The sequence below is a fragment of the Granulicatella adiacens ATCC 49175 genome (genome assembly GCF_025150565.1).
GTDB classification, from domain to species: domain Bacteria; phylum Bacillota; class Bacilli; order Lactobacillales; family Aerococcaceae; genus Granulicatella; species Granulicatella adiacens.
On sequence record NZ_CP102283.1, the window covers coordinates 1181051 to 1199719 of the forward strand.

Consider the following 18669-nt stretch of genomic DNA (forward strand, 5'->3'; position numbering starts at 1 on the left):
TGTCTCCTCTTTTCTTAAATAGAATTTTTTAGAAGGATGAATTACCTCCAATTAATCAACCAAAGCATTCACAAATTCTTTAGCAATGCGTGTGACACTTTCATACCCTTCTGTTGCAACTTTCGCACCAAGAGCACTTCCAACTCCTACTGCTACTGCGCCTTTTTCTTTCCACTCTTTAATATTGGCTAGAGAAACTCCACCTGAAGGCATTAAATTTACATTTGGAATTGGGCCATGAATATCTTTAATGAACGAAGGCCCTAGAACTCCACCCGGGAATAATTTAATGATTTTTGCTCCCCCATTCATCGCTTGAACGATTTCTGTTGTTGTTGCGCATCCCGGGAAGTAATCGATATGAGCTTCATGAGCAACCTTTTGAATATGTGCATCATAGTGAGGACTTACTAAAAATTCCGCACCAGCAGCAATTGCTTCTTTAGCCAACTCTACTGTCATAATCGTTCCAGCACCAATGACAACTTCTGATTTTTTTGCATAAAGAGCTTTCAATTCAGTAATTGCTTTAGAAGCCTCAGGTGTTGTATAAGTCACTTCAATATTTTTAATTCCACCTAATACAGAATGTTTTGAAATTTCAATCGCTTCATCTGATGATTTCCCGCGGATAACTGCAAAAATATAGTTTTCTTTTAATTGTTCTAATACACTTGACATGTCCTTTCTCTCCTTTATAAATCTGGCTTTGTTTGTATACATAGTCTAGTCTTTTTATCTGAATCTTTTTATCTGATTATTTTTCTCAGCAACCATTCTCCCATAAACGATATTTCCATTTGAATCTTTTAGATATTTCAGTCCATTATGAATATCTTCCGGAGAATAATAGATCGTTATTTCTCCACTCTTGGTTTTACATTTTATTTTTGTCCCTCTTTCTTCTCCTGGACAATCTAGGCGAGGGATGCTCTCCTTCTCCACTGAATAAGGTTCCAATGCAATACATGTAAAAATGGGATCTTTTTTATTTCTGATTTTTAATTGAATGCCTTCATCCAACGAATTGTATCGTTTAGAATATTGGATAGCCTCTGTAACCATCTCTCCATTCGTCCAGAACCTGGAATACACATCATTCGAATGTTTCGTTGGGATGATAAAGTTTTGGGTTAAAGCATGTCCACATTCTTCTTCATCAATCACCAATAAAAGTTTAGCTTGCGTATCCAAAATCATTTTTCGACTAACATAAGCTCTACTAGAAGTTTCATTATCTTTCATTGGAATACTCCATTGTGCTTCAAAATAATAGAGTTCGTCCTCCTTTTTCATCTGCATTGATAAAGGTTTGGCTACCCAATGATATCCCCATGAGCTTTCGATAGAAGGATAATGACCGCCTTCTACTAGGACCGTATTTTGCATCTGTTCTGATTTAAAGTGAACTCGTTTTTCACATTCTGTATAAGTATATCTCCCTGGATGTGTTATAAAAGGAGCTCCATCCATTTCTAGACTGATTGCTCCGTGGGATGCATGACCATGTGAGCTTCCATGAAGGCCACAAAACAGACTGAAGTAAATATCTGAACTTTTTACAACCGCTATTCCGCCTACTTCATCATAAAACCAGTTTTCGAAATTCACTTTATGTTTTTTATCAAACGCTCTCCCTGAATATAAAACTCCCATTGTATACTCTGGACATTCACTCTCAAACCCCAGCAAATGATAGTAGGAATGGACCCAAGAAAAATCAACCGTATCGCTGTCATTTAACGCTAAAAGCATATGATTAGAATTCGATAAATAATAACTCGCACGAACAGGTTCGATTAAAACTTCCTTCCAAAGGTGTTGATCCTCATATCCCATATAACAAGCAATCTGATATAAATATGCAAAACACATGACGACTTGATGATGATACAGTGGACTTTGTTCCCAATGAAGTCCCTTTTTTGTAAACTGAAGAGACGCTTGATTTAAAAGTGTTTCTTTAGCCCACAAATACAGCTCAGGTTGTTCATCAAAGAAATATACGAAAGAAAGAACACCACTGACGGCAAGAACTCCCCAGTTACTAAGAAGATGCTTCTCTTGTAAATGAGTACGAATATAATTAACATGCAAAGACATCGCTTCCTGAATTTGCTTTCTTTCTACCTCACTAAACTCTGATAGTGGAAGATAGGTTAAACTTTTCACCCAATTCATTAAACGAATGCCAGCATCCAACACTCTCCATGAAGCTTCTGGGTGAGAAATCTCCTCTTCATTTTCCAAAATAAAATCAAAAACGATTTCCTTCCACTTTTTCAAATACTTTTCATCTTTGGTTACATAAGACGCTACTGCTAAATCAACAAGATATCCTTGTCGATTTAACATGAAGATCCATTCCATATCTCCATTTGGCGTTTGGTGCCATTTAAACTCATGAAATGAATATTTTTCAAAACACGTTTCCATATCCATTTGATGATCATAGTAGACTAAATCCTGGTCAACTAAAGCATCTACTCTAGAAAAAAGTTCAAGCAGAAACCCACTTGAACTTTTCCCTATCTTTTTTAGAAATTCTTCTTTTAACCAAAATCTAGATTGATATGTCTCTAGATTCGTAAACATCTCATCACCTTATGCTAAAATTCCTAGAACAGAAGCTAAGATACCAATTGCGAATAATAGGATTAATAATTGATAAGTGTTCCATTTTTTCTTCTTCAATAGATAGAACACTAATACTGTAATTAATACTGGTAATAATCTTGGCATCATTTTATCTAAGATTTTTTGAATAGAAACGATTTGTTCTTCACCAGAACTTACAGTTGTCGCATATTGAATGGCAATTTTAGCTTTTACAAATGAGGCTGCTAATGCAGAGATAACTGTTACCCCAACAATATTGGCTGCTTCAGAGATTTTGCTAATTTGAGCGCTTAAAGTTTTAATAGCATTTGTCCCTAAACGATATCCAAGATATCCCATGAATACTTTGATAGCAAACATACTTAATAACATTGCCAACCAATATCCCATTGGAGCAAATCCTAGACCATCTAGAGCTAAACCTGCAAAGATTGTAGAGAACAATGGCGCTAAACCGAATTGTGCGATAGAATCTCCAATCCCTGCTAAAGGACCCATAAGAGCCATTTTAATACTACGTACAGAATCAATACTTTGACCATCTTCGTACATCGCTAATTGCAAGTTCGAAATAAACGGTACTAAATGTGGACTTGTGTTATAGAACTCCAAGTTTGCTTTAGCAGTTTCTTTTAATTTTTCTGGATCATCTTTATAAATCTTCTTTAAGCCAGGTAAGATAACGTTTAAGTAGCTGACCCCTTGATAAGTATTATAGTTGAATCCATTTTGTAAGATGTATGATCTTAATGATGTTCTAAAATAATCACGTTTCGTTAATTTATTTTGTTTAGATTCCATTGCTAAAATCCTCCACTTCGCTAGTTTGAACTGTTTCCACAACTACTTCTTGTTTATTAGAATTTTGGTAGTAAGCAATTAATGCAAATACTGAACCAACTAATGCTACAGCCATTGTTGGTAATTCTAAGTAAGCCACGCAGATATAACCTAGGATTACGTATGGAGTTAATTCTTTTTTCAACATTACAGATAAAATCATTGCAAAACCGATTGCTGGAATTAACCCACCAGCTACACCGAAACCACTAATCAACCATTTTGGTAAAGCATTAACAAATGCTTCTAATGCTGGACGGCTTAGTGCAGATAAGATACCAATAATGAAACCAGCAACTGCTAAACCGATATAAGTTGAGTGTGCGATTAATTTAAATTTACCAAAGTGACCATTTTCGATCGCTTTTTCAGCCATTTTTGGATTACCAGCGAAGAATGTGTATAAGAATGTTGTAACGAATTGGAATAATACCGCAAATGGGAATGAAAGTGCTAATGCATTTTCAGGTGTAATCCCTTGATCTTTTAATGTAATTACCATGATTGTACCTACGATACCAGGTCCTACTGGGTTAGGAGGAACTGTACCACCAGCACCTACCCCGAATCCCATATAAGCTAATTCAGCTAAAGCTCCGAATGTTAATGCTGTAGGAATGTCTCCTAAAATTAACCCTACAAAAAACGCCATAACAATTGCTCTGTTTGTATAAATTCCTAGTAACATCCCTGAATAACAGAATGCTGTCACTAGACCAATCAAAATACCTTGCATTAATGAAATTTCCATTGTTCTCCCTCTTTTCAGCTAATCATTTCTAATAATTTTTCTAAAGTTTGTGCTCCGTCATTCGTAACTGGAGAAGTTTTTGTATTGAATTGAACATTGAATTTTTCTTTCATTGTTCGAAGTGCTTGTTTATCTTCTTCTCCTAGATAAATGAATTGTGATACTTTATCCTTTCCAGGAGCCGCGTGAATGTTACCCACATTCACATTTTCCATTGGAAATCCTAGTTCACATAAGCGAAGTGCATCCGCTGGACTAGATACCACTACAAAAATTGTTTGGTGTGGGGCAGCTTTCCAAATAATTTCGGCAGTTCTTTGAATCGTCCAAAAACGTACATTCACTTCTTTTGGCAATACAGTTGTCATTAATGTTTGTTGTAATTCATCCGTTGACACTGCGTCATTTGCACAAATGGCTAAGTTGACTCCTAAACTCTTAATCCATAATTGTCCTTGACCATGGATAAGTCTTTCGTCAATTCTGACCATTTTAATGTTTGGTTTATTTTCCATATTCTCATCCCTTTCTTTTCTTTTTACCAGTACATTTCCCAGTCTTTGTTTTTACGCATAAGCGCTTCTAGATAGAAGTAATCACCCCAAATATTTCCTTCGTTAACCCCCTTCCCTGAATGCCATGAATATACTCCTTCATTTAATAAGGCAACGATAGTAGATCCTTTTTTATCCGTATATTTGGTGATTAAGTTATATAGAATTCTGTCTGCCCATTTTTCATACTCTTTAACCGCTTCATTATTTGGAAGCTCTTTAGCCATTTGCTGGATACCGCAAACTGCAATGGCAGCTGCAGAAGTATCTCTTGGTTGACCTGAAGTATCATCAAAGATTAAGTCCCAATAACATACAAAGTCTTCCGGCACACGATTTAAGAAGTAGTTTGTTACCGCTTGGAAATATTCAACATTAGTTTCGGATGGAGCATACGCATTGCAAAGAGCAATTCCATAAATTAACCATGCTTGCCCTCTTGCCCATGCAGAGTCATCTGAATACCCTTGTCTTGTTTTTCCATATGCAGGCTCTCCTGTTTCTGGATCAAAGTAGAAAGTATGGAAAGCTGAAGCATCTTGACGAATAGCGTTTTTCAAAGTTGTCTGGAAGTGAGCTTTAGCCATTTCTTCATATTTACTATCTCCAGTTTCATTACTTGCCCAGAATAGAAGAGGAATATTTAATAAACAATCCACAATTAAGCGGTAGTTATCACGTGCTCCTAATTCTCCCCAAGCTTGAATAAAGTTTCCTTTTTCTTGATATCTTGAAGCGAGTTGGTCCGCAGCTTTAATGGCCGCTTCTTTTGCTTTCTCATTTCCTGTTAGCTTATAAGCGCTGACACAAGAAGGCGTATATAGGAAGCCTAAGTCGTGGTGATTAACTTCGATTAATCGTTCAATTCGTTCAATGAAGGAATCCACATTCTTTTCGGCAGCTACTTTATATTTCTCTTCCCCAGTAAATTCATAAGCGAGCCACAACATTCCAGTCCAAAAACCATTGGTCCATTCGATATTTCCCATCGGTTTATAGTCATTATCGAATGTTGCTGGCGTTGGGTATTGTTCCCCCAACTGCTCTAAGTTACTATCAATTTTTTCTAAACAAACTTTGATCGCTTCATCTACTAAAGCAGGAGTTAAGACCTCCGCCTCATTCGGTTGATACACTTTCAAAAGTTCGATATTTTTATCAATCATTCTTGCACCTCTCTATAAGGCAACTTAACACGTTAACTCGTTAAGTTCATTGTACCCTATTTTTTTATTTTTGTAAACGTTTTTTTGAAAAAATAAGTGAAATTGTTAATAATAAAATTCCAAGTAACGTATACACTTCAAAATTCTTAGCCCCTGTGGCAGGTAAAGTCTCTTCTTTTGTTGTATTGGAGTCTTTTGAATCTTCTGTGTTTCTAATTTCAGTAGTTGATTCACTTGAACTTTGTTGTGTTTGCTCTTGTGTTTGTTCCTGAGTTGTTTCTTCTTCTGTTTGTTTTTTCACTAAATACGAGTAATATCTAATCTTGTTTTCAACAGTAGGTTCTGTTGAATTTTGTAATTCGTATTTGTCTGTGTTGAGTGCTGGTAGGCCTGCTGAAGGATCTTCTGGATTTAAGAATGCAATATCTAGTTTATTGCCCTCTTTCTTAATGGTATAAATCCCTTTTTCTTTTAATACGAGACCATCTTCTAACGTCAACTCAGAGTCATCATATTTTACAACTCCGTAAATTTGATTCGTCTTATCAAAGACTGCTTGCGTTTTTTCAGAATTTTCTACAACTTGAATGTCATCGTTGTTCTTTTCCTCTTCAAATTCTTTAGCTGAACGATTTGGATAGAGGACATACGCATATTTATTATTCGTAGCATCATGTGGTTGAACAATTGAAATGAAGCTATTTTCTACTTCTTCATCACTTTGTCCTTCATTAATATCCTTCCAAGTTCCTTTACGGTTTTCTTTTTTCACATTAACAGTTGTCGGTTCTAGGAATTTATATCCAATATTCATTTGCGTATTTTTAGATTTTAAGAGTAAATCTTTCACTTGCATTTTGGTATCAGCGTCTGAAACAGGAACTTCTTTTCCGTCTGCAACCACACTATAATCATTCTTCGAAGCACTGCGATTTCTTGATTCTCTTTGAACTTTACGGTTATCGACTACTGTATAAGCTTCATTATCCGTACTGTTCTTAATATCCGAACCGAGGAATACGATTCGATCGCCTAGAATAAACCATGATTTTTTGGCGGTTAGTGTTTTATTCCAGTTTTGGAAGTCCATCGCAACCGTTCCGTATTTATTACCTAGCGCTGTACTTCCAACAAATGAATGATCCATTGTTGTCATCCCAGACCCTTTTGCTCTAGCTTCGTTCGTTTCAGTAATCCCTGCTAGTTTATAAGGATCAACGGTTGCCCAATAATCATCACTATAATAACTTAAATCATCATTGTAGAGATAAGAGGCACCATCACTTGTATACCAACCTTTGGCATTTTCTTTATTCATGAATTCGTAGTTTTGAATCTTGTTCGAATACATGCTAATTCCGAAAGCAAATTCACGTTCTTTATTGTAGTAAGCCACTTTGTCCATCGCTTGATAGAGTTTGAGATACGTATCTCTTGGAGTCGCCTCTACCATCTGATTAGACATTAGACTTTCAAAGAGATGAACATCGTAGAAAGACTTCAATGATTTAAAGGTATCGTAGAAATCATCGGAAGAAACGATATCTTTCACTAGTCCTTGAAGTTTCGCTTTTTCTTGTTGATCACTTGCTTCGGCAATTCTTAAAATACCTCTTAAAACTTCCACTGCAGCATAGTGATCATTTTGTACTTTTCTGCTAAGTGAGCGACCTCTTGTCATATCCATCAACCCACCCTTATAAATCAAAGGTAAGAATCCTTGATGAATCCAGTGATAAAGAACATTTAATTTGTCATTACTAATCTTATAAGGACTTGCTTGAATAACAGGGAGTAATTGAGAAAATCCATCAATTAATACATTTCCGTATGCCCCTGTATAAGCAATATTTGTATGATCTACATAAGAACCATCATAGTAGAACCCTTCCCCCTCAGAAACTAATGCTAATACATTACTTACGGCTTGAATTGAGCGTTCTAATTTCGCGTCATCTTCAAGGAGTAGCGCTTCAATGATTTTAACTTTTCCCAAATCTGAAAGGTTCCCACCAACAGCTGTTTTACCACGGTTTTGGCTGACCATGATTTTAGATGGGTCTGGAACCATTTTGCTCACTGGTTTTAAGTATTTCGCAATTTCTTCTTTACTGAAATAACGATTCATAATCGTTAGGATATTGTTGATGGCACGAGGAACTCCAATTTCATAATCCCACCAATTTCCTTTAGATTCAGTATTTTCATTGTAGTAATGGTCATACATGAATTTCATGCTATGTTTGACTACTTGAATAACTTTGTCGTCGTTATAGTATTTTGAGTTTTTATTCGTAACTGATTTTGCAATTTGTTCCACACGTCTATACGTCTTCGTTAAATTGGCTGATTTAGAGTAATCCCCAACTGCATCCCAAATTTTCTTTTCATCATTTGCTAAGAAACTAGATAGATACCCTTCTACTTCTTTTTCATTAATGTTAAAGATTTCTTTCATATAACTACTCTCTGTCGAGTAAAAGTCATTCCCAGAAATCATGGCATCCCATTTTTTTAACAAGTTTTCATAGGTTGCATTTGGTTCAAGCACTTTCAGTGGAACTACTTTATCCTTACTTCCTGGAGCGCTTACAACTAATTCAGTACTTCCAGCCTTTTTAGGAACAATTGCTCCGTTTTCAATGGTAGCAACAGAAGTGTCTTTAATCTTGTACGTATATTTGGAATCGAGCACCCATCGTTTGTCAGTCGTTAAAGTAACTGAATCATCAAAATCAATTTCTTTTGTCTTTTGCGGTTGAGTCTCTTTCTTCTCCTTTTTTTTGGTCAAGCTCACATCATCAAATTGAACTTTTCCTTTTCCTGTTTCAAAGAATAACTCCACTCGGATTTTTGTCGCTTCACTTCCTGCGACAAACTCCTCCGTAATCGTCGTCCAATCGTTATCTCCGACTAAACTCTTGCTATACCAAAGTGGTGAAAGCTGTTTGTTATTGCTGTCATAAGACATAATGCGAACTCTAGCACCAATTTTTGAGTCTAATTTTTCTGTTTTGATTCTCACTGAAAAAGTATACTTTTGATTCGGTTCAACTGGAATATCTTGTCCTACTACCGCTCTCATTTCAGATTCAGCTTCCATTAAAAGATTCGCTTCATCTGTAATTTGAATTTTATACTTTCCTTTTTCTCCTTTAGCAATCCAAGGAGTATTCCAATCAACTGCTGATTTTCCAGTCCATTTTTCCCCTGTATCGAGGGTCGAATCAAACGTTCCATTTTTTACAAGATTGACTGTTTGTTCTGCCTGAGTTTCCTTATGATCCTCAGCATATACAAGATTTCCCTGAGAGACTCCCAGAGACGAAACCAAAGCAAAAGCTAAAACTAAACAGCTCGACCAAACTTTTTTCATCATGACCATCCTTCCGTTTTTAACTTAACGTGTTAACCCTATAAATGAATTCTACCACTCCTTTTAGAATTTGTAAACGGTTTATTTAAAAAAATTAAAAAAAATAAGAATCCCCCACATTAGGAGGATTCTTATTTTATTCAGCAATCAAATTAACTTCATAAAAATCAGGATGGATAAAGCTTTCCGAGTATTCAATCACTTCTTTGGTTGTATTGTTAAAGATTGTTTTCTTTACAATCACTACCGAATTGGTTTGGAGCTCGTTTGTTTCAAGAATATCCACTGTCTTAAATTCAATCGTCATGCTCATAGGCATATTTACTAAGTTATTTTCAATACCCAACTCTTTAGAGACACTTCCACCATCAGTAATATGACGAACTGCCTCTTCACTTAATAAAGTCGTTTGAACAAAACGCTTTTGAATTTTCCATAAAGTATCGTCAATCATCGCTCTTTGAACGATTTCATATAAAGGAGCTTTCCCTTCAAATTGACTTAAAACGCGTTTATCTTCACAGATTTGTATCGAAGTCTCTACTCGTTCCGAATTCTTTTTCGGATTGAATTTCTTCGTTAGTCTTTCACTAAAACTAACTTTTCGATGCAACATGTTTTTACGAACGAAGGTCCCTTCACCTTGTCTTCGAATCAAGTACCCTTCAGCCACTAAATCATTTAATGCTTTAACGACTGTTGTATTACTAACCTGATAGATTTTTTTCAAATCACCTTCGGAATAAATTTTAGATCCGGGTTTAAATTTGCCTTCGTCAATCTCTTTTAAAATGTTTTGTTTTATAATTTCATACTTTGGTAGCACACACAAACACTTCCGTCCTTTTATTTTAAAGCCATCATAACAAAATAATTTCCTCAAGTAAACAGAATAAACACCCCTTCTATGGGAAGGGGCGTTTAGAATTAAGGTTGTTTACCGATGTACGCTAAAATACCGCCGTCCACATAGAGGATATGACCATTTACAAAGTCACTTGCACCACTTGCAAGGAAGATGGCCGGACCTTTCAAGTCTTCTGCTTCTCCCCATCTTTCTGCTGGTGTTTTTGCGATAATAAATTTATCAAATGGATGTCTTTCTCCATCCGGTTGAATTTCACGAAGAGGAGCTGTTTGCGGTGTCGCAATATAACCAGGTCCAATTCCATTACATTGAATATTGTAGCATCCGTATTCTGATGCAATATTACGTGTTAACATCTTCAATCCGCCTTTAGCCGCTGCATAAGCCGAAACGGTTTCGCGTCCTAATTCACTCATCATTGAACAAATGTTAATGATTTTACCGCCACCCTTTTTAATCATTGAAGGAATAACGGCTTTTGATACGATAAATGGCGCATTTAAGTCCACATCGATCACTTGGCGGAAATCTTCAGCCGCCATTTCATGCATTGGAATTCGTTTGATGATTCCAGCATTGTTGACTAAGATATCAATCACGCCTACTTCTGCTTCGATTTTTTTCACCATTTCTTGAACACCAGGTTCATCCGTAACGTCACAAACATATCCGTAAGCTTTAATACCCTTTTCCGCATAGTTTGCTAGCCCTTTTTCTACTCCACTTTCATTTCTATCATTAAATACGATAGTGGCACCAGCACTTGCTAAAGCTTCTGCAATCGCAAACCCGATTCCATATACTGCACCTGTTACGAGTGCAACTTTACCTTTTAATGAAAACATGTCATTTGTCATTTTACTTACTCCTCACTATTTAAGATCTTGCATTGGAACCATATCCATGTCGGTATAGGTGATGTTTTCTCCAGCCATTCCCCAGATGAATGTGTAGTTTGAGGTTCCCACACCTGAGTGAATAGACCAACTTGGTGAAATACATGCTTCTTCGTTTCCAACCACTAAGTGTTTTGTTTCTTGCGGAGTTCCCATGAAGTGGAAGACTCTTGTATCAGGTTCCATATCAAAGTAGAGGTATGTTTCCATACGACGTTCATGCGTATGACATGGCATTGTATTCCAAGAGCTACCTGGTTCAAGCACTGTGTACCCTAATTGTAATTGGCAGCTTTCGCATTGATTTGGATGAACATATTGATAAATCTTTCTTTGGTTTAATGTATTAGATTCACCCATGCAAAGTGGAACAATTTTTTCAATACTTAATTTTTTATTTGGATATTTATGATGTGCTGGAACGGACACAATGTAGAATTTCGCAGGGTCTTCAGCAGAAACACTTGAGAAAGCAATTTCTTTTGTTTCTTTCCCGATGTAGTATCCATCTTGTTTCACCATATTTTCTGAAACACCATCAATTTCAATGACACCTGGGCCCCCAATATTAATCACACCCATTTCACGTCTTTGTAGGAAGTAGTCCACGCCTAACTCTGTTGATAATTCAATAGTTAATTTCCCTTCAACTGGCATTACCCCACCAAAAATCATGCGGTCGTTATGAGTGTACGTCAACTTCACTTGATTTGGTTCGAATACTTTCTCAACTAAGAATTCCTTTCTTAATTGCTCCGTAGAGTAATGTCTGATGTCCTCTGGACTGTGTGTATATCTCGTTTCCATAGTTCTCCTCCTTAATTGGTTCATAAAAGCTTTTTACTACCAAATCTTTTTTCTCTTTTGGTAGCGCTCTCGCGTTCAGTCTAACACTAAACGAAACCAGTTTCAAGTAAAACTTAACGTGTTAACACGTAAACTTATGCTTTTCAAAAGTTTTTCCGGAGTATTTCACAATATCGCCGTTGAATGCATACTTCTAAAACGCATTAAAATAGATATAAATTAGAATTAGATTCCAGTTCAAAATTCTCGATTTCACAAATCGAGGTGACAAAAATTTTTTTTGATATTTTTAAAAAAGGTGCAATAAGAAAAATCTTATTGCACCTAAAATGAATAGATGGCGACCAGTTTTTGGCAATTCTAGTTTTCGTTTTTATTCATTTTCTTAATAAGTAATTAAAATATATTGCATGATTATTTTCATGCCTTTATTCTCCTAAAACGATGACTCTATACTTTCTTGTTCTTTTTCGTGTTTTATCAAAGTCGGCAAAATAAACATACCCAGTTTTACCAATTCCTAATTGACCATCCACTACTGCTAATGTTTCACTTGCACCGATAATGGTGGCCTTGATATGCGCATCTCCATTCCAAAGGTAGCTACGATTTCCATTTGGTAGCCATTCTTCTGGATTAGGCCATGATTCCACTTCTTTATAGTGTGCTTCGCCTGGATACTTGTAACTTTGCGCATTTATATGGGGCGGAACTATACTTTCTAAGATTCGATTCAAATCTAATTGTAAGAAATCCACTCCGTCTTCATCACGGTCATGTGTATCTTCTTCAAAGAAAATAGAACATGTCGTATGTGCTGTTACAACTGTACAAGTTCCCGATTGAATACCACTTTCTAAAATAGTATCTTTTACACTTTGCGTAATATCCACATAGGATACAGCCTTTTCTTTTGTTTCAACTTTAAACTCTTTTTGAAATACACTCATGATTAACCCTCATTCATCACTTGATCAATCGCTTCAACCATTAATCTCAACATTTCTTTTGGATTTTCAGCTTTTACGATACCACTTGTGCAACCAGTACCTTCTGCGCCTAATTTAATAGTCCGATAGACATCCTTTTCATTCATAATTCCTGCACCTTGCATCATAAGAATATTAGGATATACTGACTTCACTTGTTCATTCGTTTTCACAATATAAGAATCATCGCTGGTTTGTCCAGTACCAATAAGCTCTGTCGGTTCACAAAGCATAATTGTTGGCTCTAACATTGCAAGCATTCTCGCTTCTTGAATAGAATCCGCACATAGAACTGTAATCATTCCTAGTTCTTTTGCTTTATTTACGGACGCCACTACTTGTGATGTTGTTAATGGATGTTCGGCGTGGTTTAAGAAAGTGGCTCTTGCACCAGCATTATATAACGATGCTGGTAATACAGCTCCCATTCCCCTACCGCAATCAATTCCATCTAAATGTTGAGCCGTTACAATAATATTTTTTGTTTCACTCGCAACTCTACTAATATCTGCATATGGGCAAGTCACAAAAATACTAATTTCAGGATAAACCTCTGCTAAATGGTCCGCTTCTTTAGCTAACTCTAGTAATTCATCACCAAATAAATATGATTTGGGATTGAAGATAAAGAATTTGCTTTTTACAATTTTCATATTTCTCCTCCTAATTTATTTGGTTTCAAATACTTTGTAATAATGTTCAAGAGTATTTTCCATACCCTTTCTTGATAAATTCACAATATCAATATAGTTTTCTACATATCCATCAGCAACTGCTTTGGCACCAGAGTATATAAAATCACTATAAATGTTAATCTTTGAAATACCATGTGTAGCACAACGATTGAGGTTATCATCTCCAGAACCTGACCCGCCATGCAATACCAAAGGAATAGTAAGTGCTTCATTCAACTCTTCTAACCGTTCAAAGTTTAATTTTGGAGTACCTTTATACAACCCATGAGAAGTACCAATAGAAACAGCTAATGAATCTACATTCGTTTCTTCAACAAATTTCTTAGCATCTTCAACACTCGTATAAATGGATTTCACCTCTTCATTATTCGAAGCAGCATTTGCTCCAACAAATCCAATTTCAGCTTCTACATCTACACCAAATTGATGTGCGTATTCGACAACTTCTTTCGATTTACGAACATTTTCCTCAAATGTATCTAATGAAGCATCAATCATGACTGAATTAAATCCAAGTTCAATAGCACGTTTAATGAATTCAAAATCTTGACCATGATCGAGATGCAACACAACCGGAGTATTTGTTACTTCTTGGAAATAACGTCCAATTGCAGCTGCGTCTTCTAAACTTAAATATTGAGAATGTACTTGTGCAAATGCTAAAATTAATGGTAATTCTAATTTTTCACTAGTCTCAGAATATGCTTTAGCACAATTCCAATCAATCATATTAGCTGCTGGAACTGCATAATGTTCCTTTTTCGCTTTACCCAGTACATCTCTCATTCTTGCTTTCATGATTAAGCCTCCAATGCTTGTTTCAATTCATTCCATAGAGAATCAATTCCCATGCCTGTAAGTAATGGCAATCCCATAATCACTTTATCTTTTACAGAATCAGGAACTACTGTTGTAGAAATAACTACGTCATATTCATCAAGTCTATTTACTTCTTCTGATACTTTAGATTGGAATACTTGCACTTTATCTTCGTACCCATTATCCTTCAACCACTGTTTTACTTTACCAACAACAACAGTAGATGTCGCAATACCAGAACCACACATAACTAATAATTTTTTCATAATATTCACTCCTATTTTGCAACTCGAACTTTATTAACATAGAATAGACCAGCTAATGATCCAACTAATACAACTGTTAAAATAATCCATGGGGCTGTTTGCCCAGCAAAGACAAATAACCAAGTTGGCCATAACCCACCTTCTGCTAGCGCTGTAATACTTGTATTTCCACCTAAATCAAAGTTAGCTGCTTTTGCTGCTTGCGTAACAAGAGGCGCAACCCATGATGTAATATAGAAAATACTTGTCATATAAATCGCTCCACCGACAACTGTACGAACAATATTTCCTTTAAATACAGCTGCCATTAAGCAGACTACGAATGGGATTGTTGCAAGGTCACCAAATGGTAATGTTTGGTTTCCAGGCAAAATGACTGCAAGTAAAATTGTAATTGGTACTAAAAGTAATGAACTTGATAATACTGCTGGATGTCCTACTGACAATGCTGAGTCCATACCAATATTTACTTCACGACCTGGGAAACGTTTTTGAACGAATTCGTTAGCAGCTTCTGAGATTGGCGTTAAACCTTCCATTAATAGAGACACCATACGTGGCATAAGAACCATTACAGCAGACATTTTAACACCTAATTGAAGAACTCCTTTTGCATCATAACCAGCTAAAAGACCCATTGCAATACCAATTAATAAGCCTAAAACTGTACTTTCACCAAACACACCAAATTTCTTTTGGATACTTTCTGGGTTAGCTTCAATTTTGTTAAATCCAGGAATACGGTCAAATAACCAGTTCAAAGGAATCGCAACTAGGAATCCAGGTGCTGAAGTTCCGTGTGGGAATGTAATATTAGGAAATCCATAGAATTTTTTGATTGCTGGTGCAATAAGATCTGCTAATAAGTAAATCATTACTAAATAAGTAGCAGTTGCATATAAACCCAATGTGAAATCTTGTGTAACTGCGTAAACTAGTGAAGCAACAAAGGCTGCATGCCAGAAATTCCACATATCAACCATCAATGTTTTTGTTAACCCTAAGAATAAAAGTAAAATGTTAATACCGATACCAATTGGAATAGCAAGCGAACCTAACAATGTACCATAGGAAATTGCTGCAGCGGCTGGCCAACCAACGTCGATTGTTGTTAAGTTCAAGCCAAAACGTTCAACCATTGCTTGGGCAGCAGGTCCTAAGCTACCTCCTAGCAAATCGACTACCATATTTAATCCTACAAAACCAACCCCAACAATAATACCTGATACAAAGGCTTTTTTAGGTTTTGTTCCAAGAGCCATACCAAAAATAAAAATTAAAATTGGTAGAACAACAATGGCTCCTAAATCAATAAATTTTTGAAATAATTCTAACATTATAAATTCCTCCTAATGTATAAAATAATCAGAATATCAGTCTGATACTGATGATTTAGTAACTTTCTGTCCTCCTCTCCTATTACTAAACCATTTAATTATTTAATATTTTTTAATGCTAATACTTCTTTAATCTCTGAGTTAGGTGTATTCTCATCCATGCTCAAGATTCTTTCCATTATGTCTTTATCCTGTAAGACTTCCATCAGTTGTTGAAGCATCGTCAATTGACTGTGTGCTTCTTTCAGCGCTAGCATAAAAATTACTCTCACTGGAACTTCAACATCATTTGTTCCCATCTGATAAAAAGAAACAGCATCTTTCAATGTCATTAACGCTATTTGCTCTTTATTCACATGTTCTATATCTGTATGTGGGATAGCAATTCCATACGCTTCAAATTGCAATCCTGTTGGAAAAACATGCTCTCTATCAATAATTGCTTGTTTATAAGATTCTTTTACAATTCCTTTACTGATTAATTTATCAGCCAAATAGCTTAACGCTTCTTCTTTCGTTTTCATGTTTGGAACATTCATTTCAAAGACTTCCTCATTTAGCATTTTGGCTCACCTCCTTTAATAGTCTTTCCTTAATTTCATCACCATTATTCATGAACACCAATTCATTCATTAATTCTTGATTTTCAATCACAGAATATAATGCGATTAAACTATCTTTAAAAATCGGAATATCATTTTCTGCAACGGCAATAAGGATGATTAATTTAACATTATTTTTACCCCAATTAATCGGCTTATCTAATGTCATAAATATTAATTCAGACTGATTAACAAATCTTGGATCACAGTGAGGTAAAGCAACTCCTGTGTATACACTTGTACTACCTAACGTTTCTCTTTCAAGAATTGACTCTTTAAACCCTTGAATTCTTCGATTAGACAGGTCGCATTCATCAATCATTTTCTCAATACATTCTTTTTTATTTTTCACAGATACATGAACTAATTTAGGTGTCTTAATTAATGTTTGTAATGACTCCATGTTAAACTTTCTACCATCTAAACTTGTTCGCATTAATGTGTAATTATCAGTCATATGATCAGTGTAGAAACTTCTTATAGATTCAATTTCCCCTTTTGTAAGAATTGGGCTAACCTCAATCACAGGAATCGTTATATCTGGAAGCGAAATTGTAGAAATAATTAAATCGATATTGCTTAAATCATAAAAATCGATTTCTCGTACACTAATATTTGAAATCTTTGCATCTGCATCAAAAATCTTGTGGAGCTTACTCATGATTAATTCTGAAGTTGCGATACCATTTTGACAGATAACACCGACATTCAAAGGTTTTAGTATTTTTTCAATTGCCAATTGAAAATGAATTACGATAAATGCCAACTCTTCGTTAGGAATATTGATTTCATAGTATTTACCCAAGTCTCGAATAGCGATCCAAATGACATTAAACAAACTAGAATATTGTTTTTTTATTTCCTCTATAGCCGGATTTGTAATGTAAATTTGATTTCGTAATCTGAAAATCATTTTTGAAATGTGGTTTGATAACATCAATTTCAAATGTTTGTCTTTAGTTAAGTCAAGACTAAGTAAACTAGATACTTTTTCGATTAATTCATTTACCTGCTCCTCAATATTTTGAATATAATCAGCTGATTGTATACTAAACCCGTAAGCAAGCAAACTATACGCCATTGCTTCAATCTCATAAGGAGAAATTTCTGAAAAAGGCTTATCAATAATGTTCTCCAACAATTCTCCAGAAAAGAAATAAACTTCTAAGTGGTTAAGATCATTTATCAAGTTACTTGTTCTTTTCGTTAAGTAATTATTTTGATCAGTTCTCTTTTTAAAAACTAGACATTCTGTAAGTAATAACCATGAATAATCATCTGAAAATTGGTGATGATACTTTTGAGATAATCTATCAATAGCCTCTCTACATTTTTCAACATCGCCTTTTGTAAAAAATCCTTCTAACCCTTCTTCACTACGGATTGTTGGATTTTGAGTTATATAAGAATGTAATGCTTTTCTAATACTCCATTCATCACCATCTACATAAAAACGATCATGTTTGATTCGGATTTTCAAATCAAACTCTCCTAAATTATTCTCTAATTTATCAATATCTCTATGAACAGTTGATTCTGTAACGTACATTTCTTCAGCAAACTCATAGATATCTAATTTATCTTGATTAATAAATAACCTTTTAATAATCTCTAATTCTCTATACTCTGGTGAATAATTTTCTGCCCCAGATTCAAATTTATTCTCCAAAAGAAAAGCATGAATCCTTTTTCTTTCTTCATCAGCAGATAACTTGATTCCTTTTCTTGGAACTTTAATAATTCTGCTGTTCAATGCTCCTTCTTCTAAAAAGTAATTTATTTTGTCAATATCTTGATAAACAGTTTTCGTAGAAACTCCGTACTTTTCAGATAATTGGTTTGCTGAGAGATACTCATTTTGTTTAAGCAAAAATTCTAATAGGAAAATTTGTCTTGCATTCATGCGTTCACTCCCTAATCAATTTATTTCTACTGCAAGCGTTTTATCACACTTCTAGTATATGATATGCCTACAATTATTTTTATTCGTTCTAGTTCCAGATTAATGTGGAACTAGTTATATTTTTATCTCTATTTTTTATATTTTCATTAACATATAGCAACCATAATTAGATTTAATTTAG

Annotated in this window: 17 protein-coding genes; all 17 read right to left on the reverse strand. The window is 35.1% G+C overall.

Going from position 1 to position 18669, the window contains the following annotated elements:
* Positions 1 to 51: 51 nt before the first annotated feature.
* The gene (locus NQ540_RS05785) at positions 52 to 681 is read right to left on the reverse strand and encodes a bifunctional 4-hydroxy-2-oxoglutarate aldolase/2-dehydro-3-deoxy-phosphogluconate aldolase (protein ID WP_039848813.1); all 630 of its coding nucleotides are present in this window, start codon (positions 679 to 681) and stop codon (positions 52 to 54) included.
* Positions 682 to 735: 54 nt separating this feature from the next.
* Positions 736 to 2595 carry a heparinase II/III family protein gene (locus tag NQ540_RS05790; protein WP_005605768.1) on the reverse strand — a complete coding sequence of 620 codons (1860 nt, stop codon included), beginning with the start codon at positions 2593 to 2595 and terminating at the stop codon, positions 736 to 738.
* 9 nt (positions 2596 to 2604) lie between these two features.
* The gene (locus NQ540_RS05795) at positions 2605 to 3420 is read right to left on the reverse strand and encodes a PTS system mannose/fructose/sorbose family transporter subunit IID (protein ID WP_005605769.1); all 816 of its coding nucleotides are present in this window, start codon (positions 3418 to 3420) and stop codon (positions 2605 to 2607) included.
* Positions 3410 to 4210: a PTS mannose/fructose/sorbose/N-acetylgalactosamine transporter subunit IIC gene (locus tag NQ540_RS05800; protein ID WP_005605771.1), complete on the reverse strand. Its 801-nt coding sequence runs from the start codon at positions 4208 to 4210 to the stop codon at positions 3410 to 3412. Before NQ540_RS05800 ends, NQ540_RS05795 begins: the two co-directional genes overlap by 11 nt.
* A 14-nt stretch (positions 4211 to 4224) precedes the next feature.
* Positions 4225 to 4725 (reverse strand): PTS sugar transporter subunit IIB, encoded by a 501-nt coding sequence (locus NQ540_RS05805; protein ID WP_005605773.1) that lies wholly within the window; start codon positions 4723 to 4725, stop codon positions 4225 to 4227.
* Positions 4726 to 4748: 23 nt separating this feature from the next.
* Positions 4749 to 5930: a glycoside hydrolase family 88 protein gene (locus NQ540_RS05810; RefSeq protein WP_223429373.1), complete on the reverse strand. Its 1182-nt coding sequence runs from the start codon at positions 5928 to 5930 to the stop codon at positions 4749 to 4751.
* A gap of 64 nt (positions 5931 to 5994) precedes the next feature.
* Positions 5995 to 9309, reverse strand: a complete 3315-nt coding sequence (locus NQ540_RS05815) for a polysaccharide lyase family 8 super-sandwich domain-containing protein (RefSeq protein ID WP_169304263.1) — start codon at positions 9307 to 9309, stop codon at positions 5995 to 5997.
* 133 nt (positions 9310 to 9442) lie between these two features.
* Positions 9443 to 10132 carry a GntR family transcriptional regulator gene (locus NQ540_RS05820; RefSeq protein ID WP_005605781.1) on the reverse strand — a complete coding sequence of 230 codons (690 nt, stop codon included), beginning with the start codon at positions 10130 to 10132 and terminating at the stop codon, positions 9443 to 9445.
* A gap of 101 nt (positions 10133 to 10233) precedes the next feature.
* Complete coding sequence (locus NQ540_RS05825) at positions 10234 to 11031, reverse strand: gluconate 5-dehydrogenase (protein WP_005605782.1); 798 nt, start codon at positions 11029 to 11031, stop codon at positions 10234 to 10236.
* Between the two features lie 15 nt (positions 11032 to 11046).
* A complete protein-coding gene (gene kduI / locus NQ540_RS05830) occupies positions 11047 to 11877 on the reverse strand; it encodes a 5-dehydro-4-deoxy-D-glucuronate isomerase (protein WP_005605784.1) in 831 nt (276 codons plus the stop codon).
* A gap of 428 nt (positions 11878 to 12305) precedes the next feature.
* The gene (locus NQ540_RS05835; protein WP_005605786.1) at positions 12306 to 12827 is read right to left on the reverse strand and encodes a YjbQ family protein; all 522 of its coding nucleotides are present in this window, start codon (positions 12825 to 12827) and stop codon (positions 12306 to 12308) included.
* Positions 12828 to 12829: 2 nt separating this feature from the next.
* Entirely contained in the window at positions 12830 to 13519 is a 690-nt protein-coding gene (locus tag NQ540_RS05840; RefSeq protein ID WP_005605788.1) for a triose-phosphate isomerase, read from the reverse strand.
* A 15-nt stretch (positions 13520 to 13534) separates the two neighbouring features.
* The gene (locus tag NQ540_RS05845) at positions 13535 to 14359 is read right to left on the reverse strand and encodes a class II fructose-bisphosphate aldolase (protein ID WP_005605791.1); all 825 of its coding nucleotides are present in this window, start codon (positions 14357 to 14359) and stop codon (positions 13535 to 13537) included.
* A 2-nt stretch (positions 14360 to 14361) separates the two neighbouring features.
* The gene (locus tag NQ540_RS05850) at positions 14362 to 14646 is read right to left on the reverse strand and encodes a PTS sugar transporter subunit IIB (protein ID WP_005605792.1); all 285 of its coding nucleotides are present in this window, start codon (positions 14644 to 14646) and stop codon (positions 14362 to 14364) included.
* Positions 14647 to 14657: 11 nt separating this feature from the next.
* Complete coding sequence (locus NQ540_RS05855; RefSeq protein ID WP_005605794.1) at positions 14658 to 15983, reverse strand: PTS galactitol transporter subunit IIC; 1326 nt, start codon at positions 15981 to 15983, stop codon at positions 14658 to 14660.
* A 98-nt stretch (positions 15984 to 16081) separates the two neighbouring features.
* Positions 16082 to 16546 carry a PTS sugar transporter subunit IIA gene (locus NQ540_RS05860; protein ID WP_005605796.1) on the reverse strand — a complete coding sequence of 155 codons (465 nt, stop codon included), beginning with the start codon at positions 16544 to 16546 and terminating at the stop codon, positions 16082 to 16084.
* Entirely contained in the window at positions 16536 to 18488 is a 1953-nt protein-coding gene (locus NQ540_RS05865) for a BglG family transcription antiterminator (protein WP_005605798.1), read from the reverse strand. The genes NQ540_RS05860 and NQ540_RS05865 overlap by 11 nt, the downstream gene beginning before the upstream one ends.
* Between the last annotated feature and the right edge of the window lie 181 nt (positions 18489 to 18669).

Excerpts from the sequence above, each read along its gene's own strand:
- NQ540_RS05815 (WP_169304263.1), bottom strand. The coding sequence starts at position 9,309 with ATGATGAAAAAAGTTTGGTCGAGCTGTTTAGTTTTAGCTTTTGCTTTG.
- NQ540_RS05810 (WP_223429373.1), bottom strand. The coding sequence starts at position 5,930 with ATGATTGATAAAAATATCGAACTTTTGAAAGTGTATCAACCGAATGAG.
- NQ540_RS05850 (WP_005605792.1), bottom strand. The coding sequence starts at position 14,646 with ATGAAAAAATTATTAGTTATGTGTGGTTCTGGTATTGCGACATCTACT.
- NQ540_RS05800 (WP_005605771.1), bottom strand. The coding sequence starts at position 4,210 with ATGGAAATTTCATTAATGCAAGGTATTTTGATTGGTCTAGTGACAGCA.
- NQ540_RS05795 (WP_005605769.1), bottom strand. The coding sequence starts at position 3,420 with ATGGAATCTAAACAAAATAAATTAACGAAACGTGATTATTTTAGAACA.
- NQ540_RS05865 (WP_005605798.1), bottom strand. The coding sequence starts at position 18,488 with ATGAATGCAAGACAAATTTTCCTATTAGAATTTTTGCTTAAACAAAAT.
- NQ540_RS05835 (WP_005605786.1), bottom strand. The coding sequence starts at position 12,827 with ATGAGTGTATTTCAAAAAGAGTTTAAAGTTGAAACAAAAGAAAAGGCT.
- NQ540_RS05845 (WP_005605791.1), bottom strand. The coding sequence starts at position 14,359 with ATGAAAGCAAGAATGAGAGATGTACTGGGTAAAGCGAAAAAGGAACAT.
- NQ540_RS05860 (WP_005605796.1), bottom strand. The coding sequence starts at position 16,546 with ATGCTAAATGAGGAAGTCTTTGAAATGAATGTTCCAAACATGAAAACG.
- kduI (WP_005605784.1), bottom strand. The coding sequence starts at position 11,877 with ATGGAAACGAGATATACACACAGTCCAGAGGACATCAGACATTACTCT.
- NQ540_RS05785 (WP_039848813.1), bottom strand. The coding sequence starts at position 681 with ATGTCAAGTGTATTAGAACAATTAAAAGAAAACTATATTTTTGCAGTT.
- NQ540_RS05825 (WP_005605782.1), bottom strand. The coding sequence starts at position 11,031 with ATGACAAATGACATGTTTTCATTAAAAGGTAAAGTTGCACTCGTAACA.
- NQ540_RS05855 (WP_005605794.1), bottom strand. The coding sequence starts at position 15,983 with ATGTTAGAATTATTTCAAAAATTTATTGATTTAGGAGCCATTGTTGTT.
- NQ540_RS05805 (WP_005605773.1), bottom strand. The coding sequence starts at position 4,725 with ATGGAAAATAAACCAAACATTAAAATGGTCAGAATTGACGAAAGACTT.
- NQ540_RS05840 (WP_005605788.1), bottom strand. The coding sequence starts at position 13,519 with ATGAAAATTGTAAAAAGCAAATTCTTTATCTTCAATCCCAAATCATAT.
- NQ540_RS05790 (WP_005605768.1), bottom strand. The coding sequence starts at position 2,595 with ATGTTTACGAATCTAGAGACATATCAATCTAGATTTTGGTTAAAAGAA.